The 16,865-nt window shown below is 40.5% G+C and carries 11 protein-coding genes and 1 other annotated feature; of the genes, 8 read left to right on the forward strand and 3 right to left on the reverse strand.

The window, feature by feature from the left end; translation table 11 throughout:
- Nucleotides 1-172: 172 nt before the first annotated feature.
- Entirely contained in the window at nt 173-982 is an 810-nt protein-coding gene (locus I6N96_RS15350; protein ID WP_209558447.1) for an MBL fold metallo-hydrolase, read from the reverse strand.
- Between the two features lie 105 nt (nt 983-1,087).
- Here I6N96_RS15350 and I6N96_RS15355 point away from each other — a divergent pair, with 105 nt between their 5' ends.
- The 5 genes from I6N96_RS15355 (at nt 1,088) to I6N96_RS15375 (ending at nt 7,386) form a co-directional block, all read left to right on the forward strand.
- Nucleotides 1,088-1,462 carry a VOC family protein gene (locus tag I6N96_RS15355; RefSeq protein ID WP_209558448.1) on the forward strand — a complete coding sequence of 125 codons (375 nt, stop codon included), beginning with the start codon at nt 1,088-1,090 and terminating at the stop codon, nt 1,460-1,462.
- An 827-nt stretch (nt 1,463-2,289) separates the two neighbouring features.
- Complete coding sequence (trhO, locus tag I6N96_RS15360) at nt 2,290-3,231, forward strand: oxygen-dependent tRNA uridine(34) hydroxylase TrhO (protein ID WP_209558449.1); 942 nt, start codon at nt 2,290-2,292, stop codon at nt 3,229-3,231.
- A 168-nt stretch (nt 3,232-3,399) separates the two neighbouring features.
- Nucleotides 3,400-3,666, forward strand: a binding site (T-box leader).
- Between the two features lie 92 nt (nt 3,667-3,758).
- A complete protein-coding gene (locus tag I6N96_RS15365) occupies nt 3,759-5,030 on the forward strand; it encodes an O-acetylhomoserine aminocarboxypropyltransferase/cysteine synthase family protein (protein ID WP_209558450.1) in 1,272 nt (423 codons plus the stop codon).
- A 5-nt stretch (nt 5,031-5,035) separates the two neighbouring features.
- Nucleotides 5,036-5,974 carry a homoserine O-succinyltransferase gene (locus tag I6N96_RS15370; protein WP_209558451.1) on the forward strand — a complete coding sequence of 313 codons (939 nt, stop codon included), beginning with the start codon at nt 5,036-5,038 and terminating at the stop codon, nt 5,972-5,974.
- A gap of 314 nt (nt 5,975-6,288) precedes the next feature.
- Nucleotides 6,289-7,386 (forward strand): glycerol dehydrogenase, encoded by a 1,098-nt coding sequence (locus I6N96_RS15375; protein WP_209558452.1) that lies wholly within the window; start codon nt 6,289-6,291, stop codon nt 7,384-7,386.
- 53 nt (nt 7,387-7,439) lie between these two features.
- On the opposite strand, the gene I6N96_RS15380 is transcribed toward I6N96_RS15375, so the two are convergent.
- Both I6N96_RS15380 and I6N96_RS15385 read right to left on the reverse strand, forming a co-directional pair.
- The gene (locus I6N96_RS15380; protein WP_209558453.1) at nt 7,440-8,177 is read right to left on the reverse strand and encodes an amino acid ABC transporter ATP-binding protein; all 738 of its coding nucleotides are present in this window, start codon (nt 8,175-8,177) and stop codon (nt 7,440-7,442) included.
- Nucleotides 8,178-10,328, reverse strand: a complete 2,151-nt coding sequence (locus I6N96_RS15385) for an amino acid ABC transporter substrate-binding protein/permease (protein ID WP_209558454.1) — start codon at nt 10,326-10,328, stop codon at nt 8,178-8,180. It lies immediately after the preceding gene.
- Between the two features lie 340 nt (nt 10,329-10,668).
- Between I6N96_RS15385 and uvrB the strand changes: the two genes are divergently transcribed.
- The 3 genes from uvrB (at nt 10,669) to I6N96_RS15400 (ending at nt 16,043) form a co-directional block, all read left to right on the forward strand.
- The gene (gene uvrB, locus I6N96_RS15390) at nt 10,669-12,663 is read left to right on the forward strand and encodes an excinuclease ABC subunit UvrB (protein ID WP_209558455.1); all 1,995 of its coding nucleotides are present in this window, start codon (nt 10,669-10,671) and stop codon (nt 12,661-12,663) included.
- A 10-nt stretch (nt 12,664-12,673) separates the two neighbouring features.
- Nucleotides 12,674-15,490 carry an excinuclease ABC subunit UvrA gene (uvrA, locus tag I6N96_RS15395; protein ID WP_209558456.1) on the forward strand — a complete coding sequence of 939 codons (2,817 nt, stop codon included), beginning with the start codon at nt 12,674-12,676 and terminating at the stop codon, nt 15,488-15,490.
- 346 nt (nt 15,491-15,836) lie between these two features.
- On the forward strand, nt 15,837-16,043 hold the full coding sequence (locus tag I6N96_RS15400) for a hypothetical protein (RefSeq protein ID WP_209558457.1): 207 nt from the start codon (nt 15,837-15,839) through the stop codon (nt 16,041-16,043).
- Nucleotides 16,044-16,865: the final 822 nt, after the last annotated feature.

Consider the following 16,865-nt stretch of genomic DNA (forward strand, 5'->3'; position numbering starts at 1 on the left):
TTGTATTTTAACATACATACCGTATGTATGTAAACTTATAAATAAAAAATCATTTTTTAGAGCGTGGAATAATCGACGTGATTGGAGGAGAAAGAGAAGAAAAAGACTACGGCGATGGTCCGCCATAGTCTGAGGAGTCTGATCTAATTCATGATTCTTTTTATTCCTTCTGTTATTCCCATTCCACACACATCCCGACACCGACTTCACCGATTGGTATTTCCTGATGGATTGCTGATTTTGCAGCAAAAGAAACACAGTGGCAAGGGAAGAGTTCAGGGATATTGTTTTCTTTTAAATATTGGATCGTTTTTTCCAGCTGTTCATCTTCATCAAATAGGTGAAAGCCGCCGATCACACCCATGATTTTATTAATTCCAGTAACTTTTTTTGCATACTCACAGATATTACAAATGCCGCTATGAGAGCAGCCGGTAATGATATAAAGACCGTCCTTTCCTGTGAAGACCAATGCGGAATCATCCAATACATAGTCCGCTGTATACGTATCAGTCAATTTTGTTTCGCCGACCTGCTGGCGTGGTTCAAAATCAACCAGTTGAGGAATCTCGCCTAAAAAAGTAATATTTTTAGAGATAGCAAGTGGTTCTTTTGAAAGGGTCAGAGTATAATTTCGTTGAAGTTTTTCTGCACTTTCGGGTGAGCCAATGACGCCTTCTTCCGCACGCTTAGGGAAAAAAGTCAGTGGATGAGCAACGATCTCCGGCTTTTGTTGAGTGAACAGGGTGTCAATATGAACTAAGCCGCCAGTGTGATCGTTGTGCCCATGAGAGAGGACTAATCTGTTACTGCGTGTCAGATCGATTCCTAATTTCTTCGCGTTTTCAAAAAAGACATGGCTGTAGCCAGTGTCAAAAAGAATGGCCTCTTCCTCATCTTCAATAAAAAAGGATAACGCAGGCTCGCCGTAATAATAATGGTCAATGTACACATTATTATCCACTAAAACTGTTAACTTCATCAATTTTCCCTCCTGTAAACAAATAGTTATTTTTTTAGCATAACATAAGTTAAAATAGAAAGTATATAATTATATAGATAGAATGAATTGTTGGAGGGAATAGAAATGTTTACAGAGCAAGTAAAAATCATGTTGTATGTGAATGATGTGAATGAATCAAGTAAATTCTGGCAGAGTATCGGATTTATTGAAACAGAAAGAGACGCAGTGGATGGAACAATCGTTGTAGAGATTGCTCCAAGTGAAAAATCTTCTACAAGAATCGTTCTTTATGAGTTGGCATTCATTCAGCAGCATTCTCCTGAAGTTGCCGGCAATACGCCGTCATTGATGTTTTTCAGTGAAGACATTACAGGGCTTTACAAAGGAATGAAGGAAAATGGCGTTACACTTGGCGAGTTAGTACAATTACCAGGCGGTGAGCTAGTCTTTAACTTTGCAGACAACGACGGCAACTATTTTGCAGTATCCGGCCAATAAGAAATGATTCAAAAGCAGCTTTTGCAGAGCTGCTTTTTTTGTTGCACTTGTGTAATTACTTACAAGCATAAATCTGGCATTACAGCTTTTCCATTTTATATACTAAAAAAGTATGAATAGAAAACTATCCAATCAGATTCCATAAAAGACAAAACGAAGAAACTAGGAAGTTATCTGACTAGTTTTGTAAAAGGAGAGCCATTTCCCTTTTATCAAGAATACTAGGGAAAGGGACATCGGACCACCGAAATGAAGAAACTACGAAATTACTTGAGTAGTTTCATCAAAGGAGAAAAGGAGAACCATTATTCTAATGTAGGAACCTCTAGAAATAATGGCTATCGGACCACAAGAATGAGGAAATTGTAAAGTTACCTGAGCAGTTTCCACACCAAAGCAAAGGAGAGCCATTTCCCTTTTATCAAGAATGCTAGGGAAAGGGACATCGGACCACAAGAATGAGGAAACTGTAAAGTTACCTGAGCAGTTTCCACACCAAAGCAAAGGAGAGCCATTTCCCTTTTATCAAGAATACTAGGGAAATGGACATCGGACCACAAGAATGAAGAAACTGTAAAGTTACCTGAGCAGTTTCCTCAAAGGAGAAAAGGAGAGCCATTTCCCTTTTATCAAGAATACTAGGGAAATGGACATCGGACCACAAGAATGAAGAACCTGCGAAGTTACCTGAGCAGTTTCTACACCAAAGCAAAGGAGAGCCATTTCCCTTTTATCAAGAATGCTAGGGAAAGGGACATCGGACCACAAGAATGAAGAACCTGCGAAGTTACCTGAGCAGTTTCTACAACAAACCAAAGGAGAACAACATGAATTTTCAAGTACTTTTATACTATCAATATACGACAATCGAGGATCCGGAGCAGTTTGCAAAAGAACATCTGGCATTTTGTCAGTCGTTGCATTTAAAGGGTAGAATTCTGGTGGCAAATGAAGGAATCAATGGGACACTATCGGGAACAGTGGAAGAAACAAATCAATATATGGAAATGATGCTGGCAGACGAACGCTTTAAGGATACTTTTTTTAAAGTTGATACGGCAGATGAGCACGCCTTCAAAAAGCTGTTTGTTCGTCCAAGACAAGAGTTGGTAGCTCTGAATCTGGAAGACGATATCGATCCGTTGGCATTAACAGGTAAGTATCTTGATCCAGAAGCATTTCGGGAAGCTTTGATCGATGAAAATACGATTGTTTTAGATGCCAGAAATGATTATGAATATGATCTAGGCCACTTTAGAGGTGCTGTTCGTCCCGATATCCGCAATTTTAGAGAGCTGCCGCAATGGATTCGTGAGAATAAGGAGCAGTTCATGGATAAGAAGGTTGTTACCTATTGTACTGGTGGTATCCGATGCGAGAAATTTTCCGGTTGGCTTCTGAGAGAAGGCTTTGAGGATGTCGGTCAGCTACATGGAGGAATCGCAAATTATGGTAGAGATCCAAAAACCATGGGAGAGTATTGGGATGGAAAAATGTATGTGTTTGATGAGCGAATCAGTGTAGAAATCAATCAGGTAGATAAACAGATCATCGGAAAAGATTGGTTTGATGGTACTCCTTGTGAGCGTTATATTAATTGCGCGAATCCATACTGTAACAGACAAATCCTCGCATCGGAAGAGAATGAAGAAAAACATTTGGGCGGCTGCTCAGTGGAATGCAGCCAGCATCCTGCAAATCGCTACATGCAGACACACCATTTAAGCGAAGAGGAAGTCACAGAACGATTAGCTCAACTGACGAAATAGATAATAGAAGAAAGCACTGTTCCCGCTTCATCTGATGAACCTATCAACTGCTTCAATTCCATTTGCTGTTTTTTTATGCTATTTTATTGAGGAATGATAAGCTCTTATAAGCATTTTTCTTATTGACTGACTCTGAAAAATCAAGTATAGTGTATGCAATAACATAGGTTATACGCATTGAAAAGAAGAGTACAGATTGACGAATTTTAAAGAGAGCTTCAGTAGGTGAAAAGAAGCAGAGGAAGCAATTTGGAAGATGGTCTTTGAGCAGGTGGTCGTGAATCGATGAGACAAACGATCAACGGGGATGCCCGTTACAGCATAGCAGTATTGATGAATGAGAATGTTCAGAAACATCTGTACTGATTGAGGCTGTATTTGAAAGAATACAGCAAAAAAAGGTGGTAACACGGAGTTTAAGCTCCCGTCCTTTTCCGCAGACTTGCGGGAAAAGACGGGAGCTTTTTGCTTATAAATCAAGGCAGAAAACAAAAAAATGAAGTAGAAAAATCATGGAGGGATCAATTATGGAATTTGAAACAAAGTGTCTACACGCAGGCTACCAGCCGGGGAATGGGGAACCCAGAGTTGTGCCGATCGTTCAAAGTACGACGTATACGTATGATTCAACAGAGGAAATCGGGAAGCTGTTTGATTTAGAAACAGCGGGTTATTTTTACACACGGATCGGGAATCCGACAACAAATGCAACTGAAGAAAAAATTGCTGCGCTAGAGGGCGGTGTTGGTGCACTGTGTACAGCTTCGGGACAAGCTGCAACCTTCTTTGCGATCCTGAATATTCTGGAATCTGGCGATCATTTGGTTTCTTCTTCCTACGTTTATGGCGGTACATTCAATCTATTTGCTCACACTTTTAGGAAAATGGGTATTGAAGTCACCTTTGTTGATCAAACAGCTCCACTAGAGGAATTGAAAAAGGCGATTCGTCCGAATACCAAAGCAGTGTTTGCAGAAACAATCGCCAATCCTGCCATGCATGTGCTTGATATTGAGAAGTTTGTACAGCTGGCCCATGAAGCCGAGCTGCCATTTCTTATTGATAATACATTTGCAACACCTTATTTCTGTCGACCAATCGAATATGGAGCAGATATTGTGATCCATAGCACGACAAAATATCTGGATGGGCATGCTGTGCAAACGGGTGGAGTCATTGTTGATAGTGGGAAGTTCAATTGGGCCAACGGCAAATTTCCGCAATTAAGTGAACCAGATGTTACCTATCATAACTTGGTTTATACAGAAACTTTTGGATCAGCTGCTTATATCACTAAAGCACGAGTACAGCTGATGAGAGATTTGGGCGCGACACCTTCACCGCAAAATTCCTTTTTGCTGAATCTGGGAATGGAAACTTTGGCTGTCAGAATGGATCGTCATTATCAAAATGCGTTAGCAGTTGCTGAATTTTTAAAGGAGCAGCCGTCCGTTTCATCCGTTACGTATCCGGGTCTGGAAAGTGATGAGAACTATGAACTGGCACAAAAGTATGTACCGAATGGTCTGTGCGGTGTGATTTCCTTTGAAGTTGGGGCAGGAAAAGAAACTGCTGCTAAATGGTTGGATGCTTTAGAACTGGTATCTTTGGAGGTTCACGTGGCGGATATTCGGACTTGTGCATTACATCCGGCTACCTCAACGCATCGTCAGCTTTCAGAAGAAGAACTGAAAAGTGCTGGTATTTCTTCTGGATTGATTCGCATTTCTTGCGGTATTGAAAATGTAAATGATATTTTAGCGGATTTAAAACAAGCATTTGAACAATTGGAGGCCTAAGCGTAATGCCAATCAAATTGATTGAAGACTTTCCTGCAAAACAGGTATTGGAAAAAGAGAATATATTTGCGATCGATAATGAACGAGCAGCAGCACAAGATATCCGTCCGTTGAAGCTGTTGATTTTGAATTTGATGCCAAATAAAATCGATACAGAAACCCAACTGCTCCGCTTGATCAGTCAAAGTCCGCTGCAAATTGATGTTGATTTCTTGAAAATTTCTTCACACATCCATAAAAATACTAGTGTGACTCATCTAGCACAATTCTATCTGTCATTTGACGAGATACGAGAACGGACATATGACGGCATGATCATTACTGGAGCACCTGTTGAACAGATGCCTTTTGAAGAGGTGAATTACTGGCAGGAGATGGTGGAAATCATGGATTGGAGTCAGACGAATGTGACTTCTGTTATTCATATTTGCTGGGGGGCACAGGCTGGGTTGTATCATCATTATCAAGTTGATAAAACAAGCTATGATAAAAAATTATTTGGGATTTACAGCCAGTACCCTACAGAAAATCATCGCCTCTTTCGCGGCTTTGACGATCGCTTTGATGCACCGCAATCTCGCTACACAGGAATCAATGAAAAGCAAATCGACCCGGCTCGTCTACGTGTAGTTGCTGGGAATCCTGACATAGGCGGAACGATCCTGATTTCTGCTGACAATCATGATATTTTTCTGTTGGGACATTTTGAATACGATACAGATTCTTTAAAACAGGAGTATCTCCGCGATCAGGAGAAGGGACTGGATACAGCTATACCCGAGAATTATTTTATTGATGATTCTGTAGAGAAGGGGATTTGCAATACTTGGCGCAGTCATGCTCATCTGTTGTATCGTAACTGGCTGAACGATGTTTATCAGCTAACACCGTACGACCTAAATGAAATCCTAACGATTCAAAAAGCACGATTGAAAAAAAGATAACGTTTATAAGAATAGGCCGAGGCAGAAGTGTTTAGCTACAAGCACAAGGTAGGTACTTTTCAGCATCTGTTCTGCTTAATTTATAAGCAACCACAGTGATTCAAAACAATAAGCCGAAATTCACGAAAATTGTTTCACAAATTTTTGTTGAATTCCGGCTTATTGCCGTAGGAGCTGCTTCTGACTCGCCGTTTATTCGGATTTAAGGTATGAAAAAGAGAGTGGAAACAGATTATTGTCCCACTCACTTTTTGGCATTAGATATTGCCTAGCTGAACAGGTTGTGACAAACTAGTATAGAAGAGGTGAAGATCATGGAAAAATTATTTATCAGTCCATCAAAATATGTGCAAGGAGAACATGTACTTCAACAGAGCGCCGAGTATCTGAAAGAGTTAGGAAGTAAGCTATTGCTGCTCACAGATTCCTTTGTTTGGGACATGCTTGGGAAGGACTACGAAGAGTATTTGAAGGCAGCTGGACTGGAAGTAGAGTCTGCAATATTCTCAGGAGAGGTATCTCCGGAAGCTATCAGTCAACTATCAAAAGACATTGAAGCCAATAGTATTGAAGTACTGGCAGCATTAGGTGGCGGGAAAATCATTGATATAGGAAAAGCAATCGCCGCAAAGTTGAAGCTGAAAATAGCGATACTGCCCACTACAGCGTCAACAGATGCACCGACTTCCTCTGTTTCTGTTTTCTATGAAGCAGACGGACGTTTTAGAAACTATGAATTTTATCAAAGAAATCCTGATCTTGTACTTGTTGATACTGCAGTAGTTGTCAATGCACCAGCTCGTCTTTTGGCAGCCGGGATTGCTGACGGCTTATCAACTGCAATTGAAGCAAGAGCTGTATGGAAAAAACAAGGAGCAAATATTTTAGGGAAAGCACCGACTTTGACCGCGTTGGCAATTGCTGAAAAATGTGAGGAAATCCTGTTCAGCTATGGTTTGCAGGCGATGGAAGATAATAGGAATAAAACAGTAACACCAGCGTTTGATGCGGTGGTTGAAGCAAATACATTAATGAGTGGACTAGGCTTTGAAAGTGGTGGTCTGGCAGCTGCTCATGCACTGCATAATGGTTTTTCTGCCATTCATGGTAAGGCAGATCAGCTGATGCATGGGGAGAAGGTAGCATTCACGACTCTTGTACAATTGGTTTTAGAAAAGCAGTCAGAAGAAATGTTGAAACGCTATATTACGCTTTTCCGCGAGTTAGGTTTACCAACTACCTGTGAAGACATGGGGATTGATACAAAAGATGAAGAGCAATTACTGACAATCGCTCGACAGTCAATGGTCAAAGGAGATAGTCTGCAGCAAATGCCAATGAAACTGTCCGAAGAAGATATCATAGAAGGGATACGAGAATTGGATCGATTTGTTCTTGTGAACTATTCATGAAAAAATAAATGAGCGAGTCTCCATAAAAGGGAGGCTCGCTCATTTTTAGTTTATCAGATATTCAATACTTTATTCAGGAAGTCCTGTGTACGTTCATGCTGCGGTGACTCGAAGATTTGTTGTGGTGTTCCATCTTCTAAGAAGTTGCCGCCATCGATGAACATGACACGGTTGGCTACTTCTTTTGCAAAGCCCATTTCATGGGTAACGATAACCATGGTCATCCCTTGCTTTGCCAGCTTCTTCATAACGTTCAGCACATCGCCAACCATTTCCGGATCAAGCGCAGATGTCGGCTCGTCGAAAAGCATGATGTCCGGATTCATTGCAAGTGCTCGTGCAATCGCTACACGCTGCTTTTGCCCACCGGACAGAGATTTAGGATAGCTGTCTTTTTTGTCCGCCAAGCCGACTGTATCCAACAGCTTGACAGCTTTATCATTTGCTTCAGAAGGGGACATACGTCCAAGATCGACAGGAGCCAATGTGATATTCTCTAATACAGACAGATGAGGAAACAAGTTGAAATGCTGGAATACCATTCCAATGTGCTGTCTAACCTTATTGATGTCGGTATTCTTGTCAGTCAAGTTTGCTCCGTCAATGATGATGTCCCCGCTTGTTGCTTCTTCTAATTGATTCAAGCAGCGCAGGAATGTACTTTTACCTGAACCGGAAGGCCCGATGACGCAAACGACATCTCCTTCATTGATCGATACATTGATATCATTTAAAACGGTATTATCGCCATATTTTTTAACTAGATGCTCAACAAGAATTTTTTCTGTCATTTATTTCACCCTCTTTTCCAGCACTTTAGCCAGTTTTGTTAATGATGTGATCAGAATAAGATACATCACAGCGATGATCAGATAAACCATTGTACTCTGCAGATTACGTGCAACAATGATTTTCCCTGTCTGCAGTAACTCAATCAAACCGATTGCTGAAAGAATCGTTGTGTCCTTCAATGAAATAACAAACTGATTGACGAATGAAGGAAGCATGATTTTGATTGCCTGCGGTAAAATGATTTTTTGCATTGTCCGATTATAAGAAAGTCCTAAGCTTCGTGACGCCTCCATCTGTCCAACTGGCACAGCTTTGATACCACCACGAACGATTTCTGAAATATAAGCACTGGCATTCAAGGTCAATGTAATGATCCCTGCAATAAACACCGGAATATTAAATCCAAGTAAACCGGGCAGGCCAAAGTAAATGAAGAAAGCTACAACCATCAATGGAATCCCACGAATGATATCTACATAAATAGTTGCAAATACACGTAATGCTTTGATTGGTGAGACGCTGAATAGTCCAAAGATAACACCTAGAATCAAAGCTAGTACAAAGGAAATCAGTGTCAATTGAACCGTCATCCAAAGACCGCTCAACAGGCGCTTCCAGTTGTTTTTGATCATACCAGCAAACGTTGATTCATCTACTGTGTTTTCAACACTGCCGTCTTTCACGTATTTGCCGACAATCTCATCGTATTCACCAGTTCTTTTCAACTCAGCTAATCCCTCGTTGAACATTTCCACTAGCTCTGCATTCTTTCCTTTTTTCACTGCGAAGCCATAAGAACCGCCTTCTTCACGAGGAATAGGTGTAGAGAGTGGCTGCCCTTGAGCAATCCCGTAGCCAATGACTGGATAATCGTCCATCATCGCATCGATTTCGTTGATTTCTAATGCACTGTAAAGGGCGTCAGTTGTATCAAGATATTTGATTGAGTAACCGTATTTATCCTTATTTGCTTCCAGGAAGTCTGCGCTTTCTGTCCCAATTTTTGCACCGACTGTTTTGTCCTTCAAGTCACTGTATGAAGTGATAGAATCATTTCCCTCTTTAACAGCGATCTGAATACCACTGTCGAAATATGGTGTGGAGAAGTCAAATGATTTTTCCCGTTCGTCAGTGATGGTCATCCCTGCAATCATGCCGTCTGCTTGACCGGATTCTACTGCTTGGACAGCTGAGCTGAAGCCGATGAATTTGAACTCGATCGTGAATCCTTGTAATTCAGCGATACGATTCATTAAATCAACATCGATGCCCTCATACTCACCATCAGCATTTTGAAATTCAAACGGAGCAAAAGTTGAATCACTGGCAATAGAGTAAACATCCTTTTTTGGTTCGATCTGTTTCATCTCGGTATCATCATCTTCTGTACCAGATGAGATATATTTTGCAACGATTTTATCGTATGTGCCGTCTTCCTTCAGTTTTTTCAGACCGGCATTGAACATTTCAATCAGTTCAGGGTTTTTGCCTTTTTTCACTGCAAACCCATAAGAACTGCCTGTTTCTTTATCTCCTACCAATTGCAGCTTTTGTCCATTAGTAATAGCATAGCCAAGTACTGGATAGTCATCAAAAATTGCATCTGCTTCACCATTCTGAAGTGCTTGATAAAGACCTGTTGCATCATCAAAATTTTTGATTGTATAACCATATTTATCCTCATTTTTTTCAAGGAATGCGGCACTTTCTGTACCAACTTTAGCAGCTACTGTTTTTCCATCTAAGTCGTCATAGTCTTTAATAGAAGTATTTCCTTGCTTGACTGCCATCTGCAGCCCGCTATCGAAATAAGGCTCTGAAAAATCAAATGATTTCTTTCGTTCGTCAGTAATACTCATACCGGCGATCATACCGTCAATTTGCCCTGATTGGACTGCTTGAATAGCAGAATCAAATCCAAGAGGCTTTAGATTTACGTTGAACCCTTGATCTTCGGCGATGGCATTCAATAAGTCTATATCGATACCGATATATTCGTCATTTGAATCTTGGAATTCAAACGGAGCAAATGTCAAATCCGTTCCGATGTCATAGGTTTTTTCCTCTGCTGAAGCCGGTTTGCCGATTGTTAGAACAAACAGGCTGATAAGCATAGCGAGAAAAGAAAATAAAAGATGCTTCTTCTTCATAAAAAAAATCCTCCTAAATATTTGCATATTTAGTAATTATATAGCAAAAAGCAGGTGGAAAACAAATATTTCAGCAGAATTTCTGAAAAAAATAAAAAAAAACTAACTTTCCATGTTATATTTTGTCACATATCAACGAATGGGATTTTAAAAACGTGAAGTTCCTATAAGGTTATTTTTTAAATCTTTAAGAAATTTTATAATGACTAAAAGATATATAAAATAACATAAATTATAGAAGTGGCGAAAATATGTTCGGTATGTTAAAATGATTCAGGGAGTAGAAATTATACTCTTTTCCTTTTTTAGTGAGAGAAACTACACGAAGGGAGAATATCGAATGATTGAAAGAGATAACTCAAGAAAATTTGAATTGGTATCAAAGTATCAGCCCGACGGCGATCAGCCTCAGGCGATTGAAAAGTTGATAGAAGGAGTCGAGGGTGGAGAAAAGGCTCAGATTCTTTTAGGTGCAACTGGAACAGGAAAAACCTTTACCATTTCGAACGTTATAAAGGAAGTAAATAAACCGACGCTTGTTATTGCGCATAATAAAACACTGGCAGGTCAGCTGTATGGGGAGTTCAAAGAATTTTTCCCAAATAATGCAGTAGAGTATTTTGTCAGCTATTATGATTTCTATCAGCCCGAGGCTTATGTACCTTCAAGTGATACATATATTGAAAAAGATGCCAGTATCAATGATGAAATCGACAAATTGCGTCACTCGGCAACGAGTGCATTGCTGGAGCGTAATGATGTGATTGTTGTTGCTTCTGTTTCCTGTATCTTTGGTTTGGGAGATCCGGAGGAGTACAATGATCAGGTAGTTTCTTTGCGAGTCGGCATGGAGATTGAACGAGGAGAGCTGTTGAAGCAGCTTGTAGGAATACAGTTCGATCGAAATGATATTGACTTTCAACGGGGGCGTTTCCGTGTCCGAGGGGATGTTGTGGAAATTTTCCCAGCCTCTAAGGATGATCATGCATTGAGAGTTGAGTTTTTCGGTGATGAGATCGAGCGAATCAGAGAAGTTGATGCGTTGACTGGTGAGATATTAGGTGAAACAGAACACGTAGCAATATTTCCGGCGACTCACTTTGTGACCAACGATGAACATATGGAACAGGCGATCGGACAAATTCAGGACGAATTGGATGAGCGTTTGAAGATCCTGCGCTCTGAAAATAAACTGCTGGAAGCGCAAAGGCTGGAGCAACGAACCAATTATGATATCGAAATGATGCGGGAGATGGGCTATACGTCTGGTATCGAGAATTATTCCAGACATATGGACGGACGTAAAGAAGGCGAACCGCCGTACACATTAATGGATTTCTTCCCTGATGATTACCTGCTTGTGATCGATGAATCTCACGTGACGATGCCTCAGGTCAGAGGTATGTATAATGGAGACCGAGCTAGAAAGCAAATGCTTGTGGATTATGGTTTTCGTCTGCCGAGTGCTCTGGACAATCGTCCTTTGCGATTAGAAGAATTTGAAGAGCATGTGCATCAGATTGTTTATGTCTCTGCAACACCGGGACCTTATGAGCATGAACAGACAAATACCGTTATTCAACAAATCATTCGTCCGACAGGACTGCTTGATCCATTGATCGAGGTTCGTCCAATCATGGGACAGATCGATGATTTAGTTGGAGAGATCAACGAACGAGTTGAGAAGAATCAACGGGTCTTTGTTACAACATTAACGAAAAAAATGTCAGAGGACCTGACAGATTACTTTAAAGAGTTGGGAATCAAGGTCAAGTATCTGCATAGTGACATCAAGACGCTGGAGCGGACAGAGATCATTCGAGATCTGCGTTTAGGTGAGTTTGATGTTCTTGTTGGGATCAATCTTTTGAGAGAAGGATTAGATGTTCCTGAAGTATCATTGATTGCTATCTTGGATGCTGATAAGGAAGGCTTCTTACGAAGTGAACGTTCCCTTGTACAGACGATCGGTCGAGCTGCCAGAAATGAAGAAGGCAAGGTCATCATGTACGCAGATAAGATTACTGATTCAATGCAGAAGGCAATGGATGAAACAGCTCGTCGTCGGACGATTCAAGAAGAGTATAACGAGAAGCACGGCATCGTTCCGAAGACGATCATCAAAGAAATTCGTGATTTGATCATGATTTCTAAGGTGGCTGAGGACGATGAAGAATACACTGTAAGCAAGTCTTATGATAAATTAACGAAACAGGAAAAAGATGATTTGCTGATGAAGCTGGAAAAAGAAATGAAGGATGCTGCCAAAGCGCTTGATTTTGAAGCGGCAGCAACGTTGAGAGATACGATCCTCGAATTAAAAGCTTCAGACTAGGAGGTAAAAAATGGCAAACGATAAAATCGTGATACACGGAGCGAGAGCTCATAATTTAAAAAATGTAGATGTGACGATTCCAAGAGATAAGCTGGTTGTTGTGACCGGCTTGTCAGGATCAGGGAAGAGCTCCTTAGCTTTCGATACACTTTACGCTGAAGGTCAGAGAAGGTATGTCGAGAGTCTATCGGCTTATGCTCGTCAATTCTTAGGGCAGATGGATAAACCGGATGTTGATAGTATTGATGGGTTAAGTCCGGCAATTTCCATTGACCAAAAAACAACAAGTAAGAACCCTCGCTCCACTGTTGGTACAGTAACAGAGATCAATGATTATCTTCGTTTGCTGTTTGCTCGTGTGGGTCATCCAATATGTCCAAATGACAATATCGAGATTACCAGCCAATCTGTTGAACAGATGGTTGACCGAGTTCTTGAGCTTCCGGAGCGTACAAAAATCCAGATCATGGCTCCTGTGATTGTGAAGAAAAAAGGCCAGCATAAGAAAGTATTTGAGTCTATCCAAAAAGACGGTTATGTTCGTGTACGGGTAGACGGCGAAGTTTATGACTTAAGTGAAGTTCCTGAGCTTGAGAAGAATAAGAAACATGACATCGAAATCATTATTGATAGAATCATTGTGAAGGAGGGCATTCGTTCACGTTTGTTCGACTCCTTTGAAGCAGCATTGCGTCTGGCTGAAGGCTATGCGCTAGTTGATGCGGATGGACAGGATGAAATGCTGTTCAGTGAACATTATGCTTGTCCATACTGTGGTTTTACAGTCGGGGAGCTTGAACCGCGTCTATTTTCATTCAATGCGCCGTTTGGAGCTTGTCCTGATTGTGATGGTTTGGGTATGAGACTTGAAGTCGATCGAGATCTTGTGATTCCTGATCCTACAAAGACCTTAAAAGAAGGAGCTATCGTTCCTTGGAATCCAATCAGTTCTCAGTATTACCCGCAAATGCTTGAGCAGGCAGCAGAAGGCTTTGGTATTGATGTAGATACGCCATTCAATGATTTGCCGAAAGAGCATCAGGATATTATATTGAACGGATCAAATGGAGAAATGTTCCACTTTCACTATGAGAATGAGTTCGGAGGAGTCCGAGATGTTGATGTGGCTTTTGAAGGGATTCTGAAAAATATCAAACGCCGCTACAATGAAACAAATAGTGATTTTACAAGAGAACAAATGCGGACATATATGACAGAACTGCCTTGTCGTTCATGTAAAGGCTACCGTTTAAATCCGCAAGCTCTTGCCGTAAAAGTAAATGGCAATAGTATCGCTGAAGTCAGTGAGCTGGCAATCAAGAACAGCTTACCATTCTTTGAACAGCTGGAATTATCGGAACAAGAACAAATGATTGCAAAACCAATTCTTAAAGAGGTAAAAGATCGTTTGACATTCCTTGAAAATGTCGGACTCGAATACCTGACCTTGAGTAGAGCTTCAGGAACACTTTCTGGTGGAGAAGCACAGCGGATTCGTCTGGCAACTCAAATCGGTTCGAATCTTTCCGGTGTACTATATATCTTAGATGAACCGTCGATTGGACTTCATCAACGAGATAATGATCGTTTGATCGAGTCACTGAAAAAGATGCGTGATCTGGGAAATACATTGATTGTCGTTGAACATGATGAGGACACAATGCGAGCGGCGGATTATTTAATCGATGTAGGTCCGGGAGCCGGAGAACAGGGCGGACAAATCGTCGCTTCAGGAACACCACAAGAAGTGACGGAAAATCCTAACTCACTGACAGGTCAATATCTGTCTGGGAAAAAGGTGATTCCTGTTCCTGCTGAGCGTCGTAAGGGAACCGGTAAAGCAATCAAGGTTACCGGAGCTGCAGAAAATAATCTGAAGAATTTGACGGTCGAATTTCCTTTGGGAGAATTTGTTGCTGTGACTGGTGTTTCCGGATCAGGGAAAAGTACCCTAGTCAATCAGATTTTAAAGAAAGCATTGGCTCAGAAAATCAACCGAAATTCAAACAAACCGGGTAAACACAAGAGTGTAACAGGTTATAAAGGGATTGAAAAAATCATTGATATCGATCAAAGCCCGATTGGACGAACGCCAAGAAGTAATCCGGCAACTTATACGAGTGTTTTTGACGACATTCGCGATTTGTTTGCAAAGACAAATGAAGCTAAGGTCCGAGGCTATAAAAAGGGCCGCTTCAGTTTCAATGTCAAAGGCGGACGTTGTGAAGCCTGTCGAGGAGACGGAATCATCAAGATAGAGATGCATTTCCTTCCGGATGTATATGTTCCTTGTGAAATCTGTCATGGGAAACGTTATAACTCAGAGACATTGGATGTACATTATAAAGAAAAGAATATTGCTGACATTCTTGAAATGACCGTTGAAGATGCTGTAGAATTCTTCCAACCGATACCGAAAATCCATCGGAAGCTGCAGACAATATTGGATGTTGGGCTTGGCTATGTAACGCTAGGACAGCCAGCTACAACCTTATCCGGAGGAGAAGCTCAACGGATGAAATTGGCAAGCGAACTTCATCGCATTTCCAATGGGAAGAATTTCTATATTTTGGATGAACCGACAACAGGACTTCATTCAGATGATATCTCCCGACTGTTGGATGTGTTGAACCGTCTAGTAGAAGCTGGAAATACCGTTCTGGTCATTGAACATAATTTGGATATGATTAAGTCAGCCGACCATGTGATCGATTTAGGTCCGGAAGGCGGAGATGGTGGTGGTACGATCGTTGGGATCGGAACCCCTGAAGAAATTGCTGAAATCAAGGAAAGCTACACGGGGCAGTATTTGAAGCGTGTACTTTAAATTGGTATACTCCATTTAAGGCGGAATATAAATAATTGTTAAGAAATCAATAATTTTTATTTATATAGTGAAATATCTTGATTTTAATCTTTCCGTAGAGTACAATCAATTCCAGATAGACAGATTATTGATATGAATTGGTCTATATCTATCTCTCTATAAATAATCCGTTCAAAAAAGAGAAAGAGCACCTTTTGTTCTAAAAAACAAAGGGTGTTCTTTCTCTTTGCTCATATTGTTTTAAAAAAAGTCAAAAAAAGAAAAAAACTATCAGAATATTGAATGAGCATAAAAAATTTTTCATGCTATTCTATAGGTATAAAACATATAGAAAAGAGGCGACAAAATGGATAGAGGAAGTATCAGAGTTGGTGAAATCTATCTATGCAGTGCGGATCATCTATCATGGTCCTTTATCGGCAGAGCTGTTTCTATGGAAAAATACTCGGTGCAAGTAGAATTAATCAAATGCCACCCGTCAGATCGGTTAGCGTTGGATAGTGACAATCCGGTATTAAATGTGAATTATTTAGGCATTCTTGATGCTGTATGAGGGAATGTAGGGGACGATTTTCGAAGGCTGACGCCTTCTTTTTTTTTGCTAAAAAAGTCAAAGGCTTTCTTTGATACGCCCGGAATGTTATAATAGACAAAGTAACCAAAAAAGATAAGAAGAATTTAGTTGAAAAAATCACACTAATAGAACCATAAGAAGATAAAGGAAAGTAACTACCTTTGAATAGAATGAACATCGACCCATTGAAATAAAGAAACAGAATAGTTACCTGATCAGATCCCACAACAATAAAAAGGAGAGCCATTATTCTGGTGTAGGAACATCTAGAAATAATGGACATCGGACCACAAGAATAGAGAATCTGTGAAGTTCCCTGATCAGATTCCACAACAATACGAAGGAGAACCAATTCCCTTTTATCAAGAAAACTAGGGAATTGGCTATCAGACCACAAAAATGAAGAATCTGTGAAGTTATCTGATCAGATTCTACAACAATAAAAAGGAGAACCAATTCCCTTTTACTAAGAATACTAGGGAATAGGCTATCGGACCACAAAAATGAAGACTCAGGGCAATTACTTGACCTGAGTCCACCACAATAAAAAGGAGAGCCATTATTCTGGTGTAGGAACATCTAGAAGTAATGGACATCGGACCACAAGAATAAAGAATCTGTGAAGTTCCCTGATCAGATTCCACAACAATACGAAGGAGAACCAATTCCCTTTTATCAAGAAAACTAGGGAATTGGCTATCAGACCACAAAGATGAAGACTCAGGACAATTACTTGACCTGATTCAACAACAATAAAAAGGAGAGCCATTATTCTGGTGTAGGAACCTCTAGAAGTAATGG

The organism is Enterococcus larvae, assembly GCF_017830045.1.
GTDB classification, from domain to species: Bacteria; Bacillota; Bacilli; order Lactobacillales; family Enterococcaceae; genus Enterococcus_L; species Enterococcus_L larvae.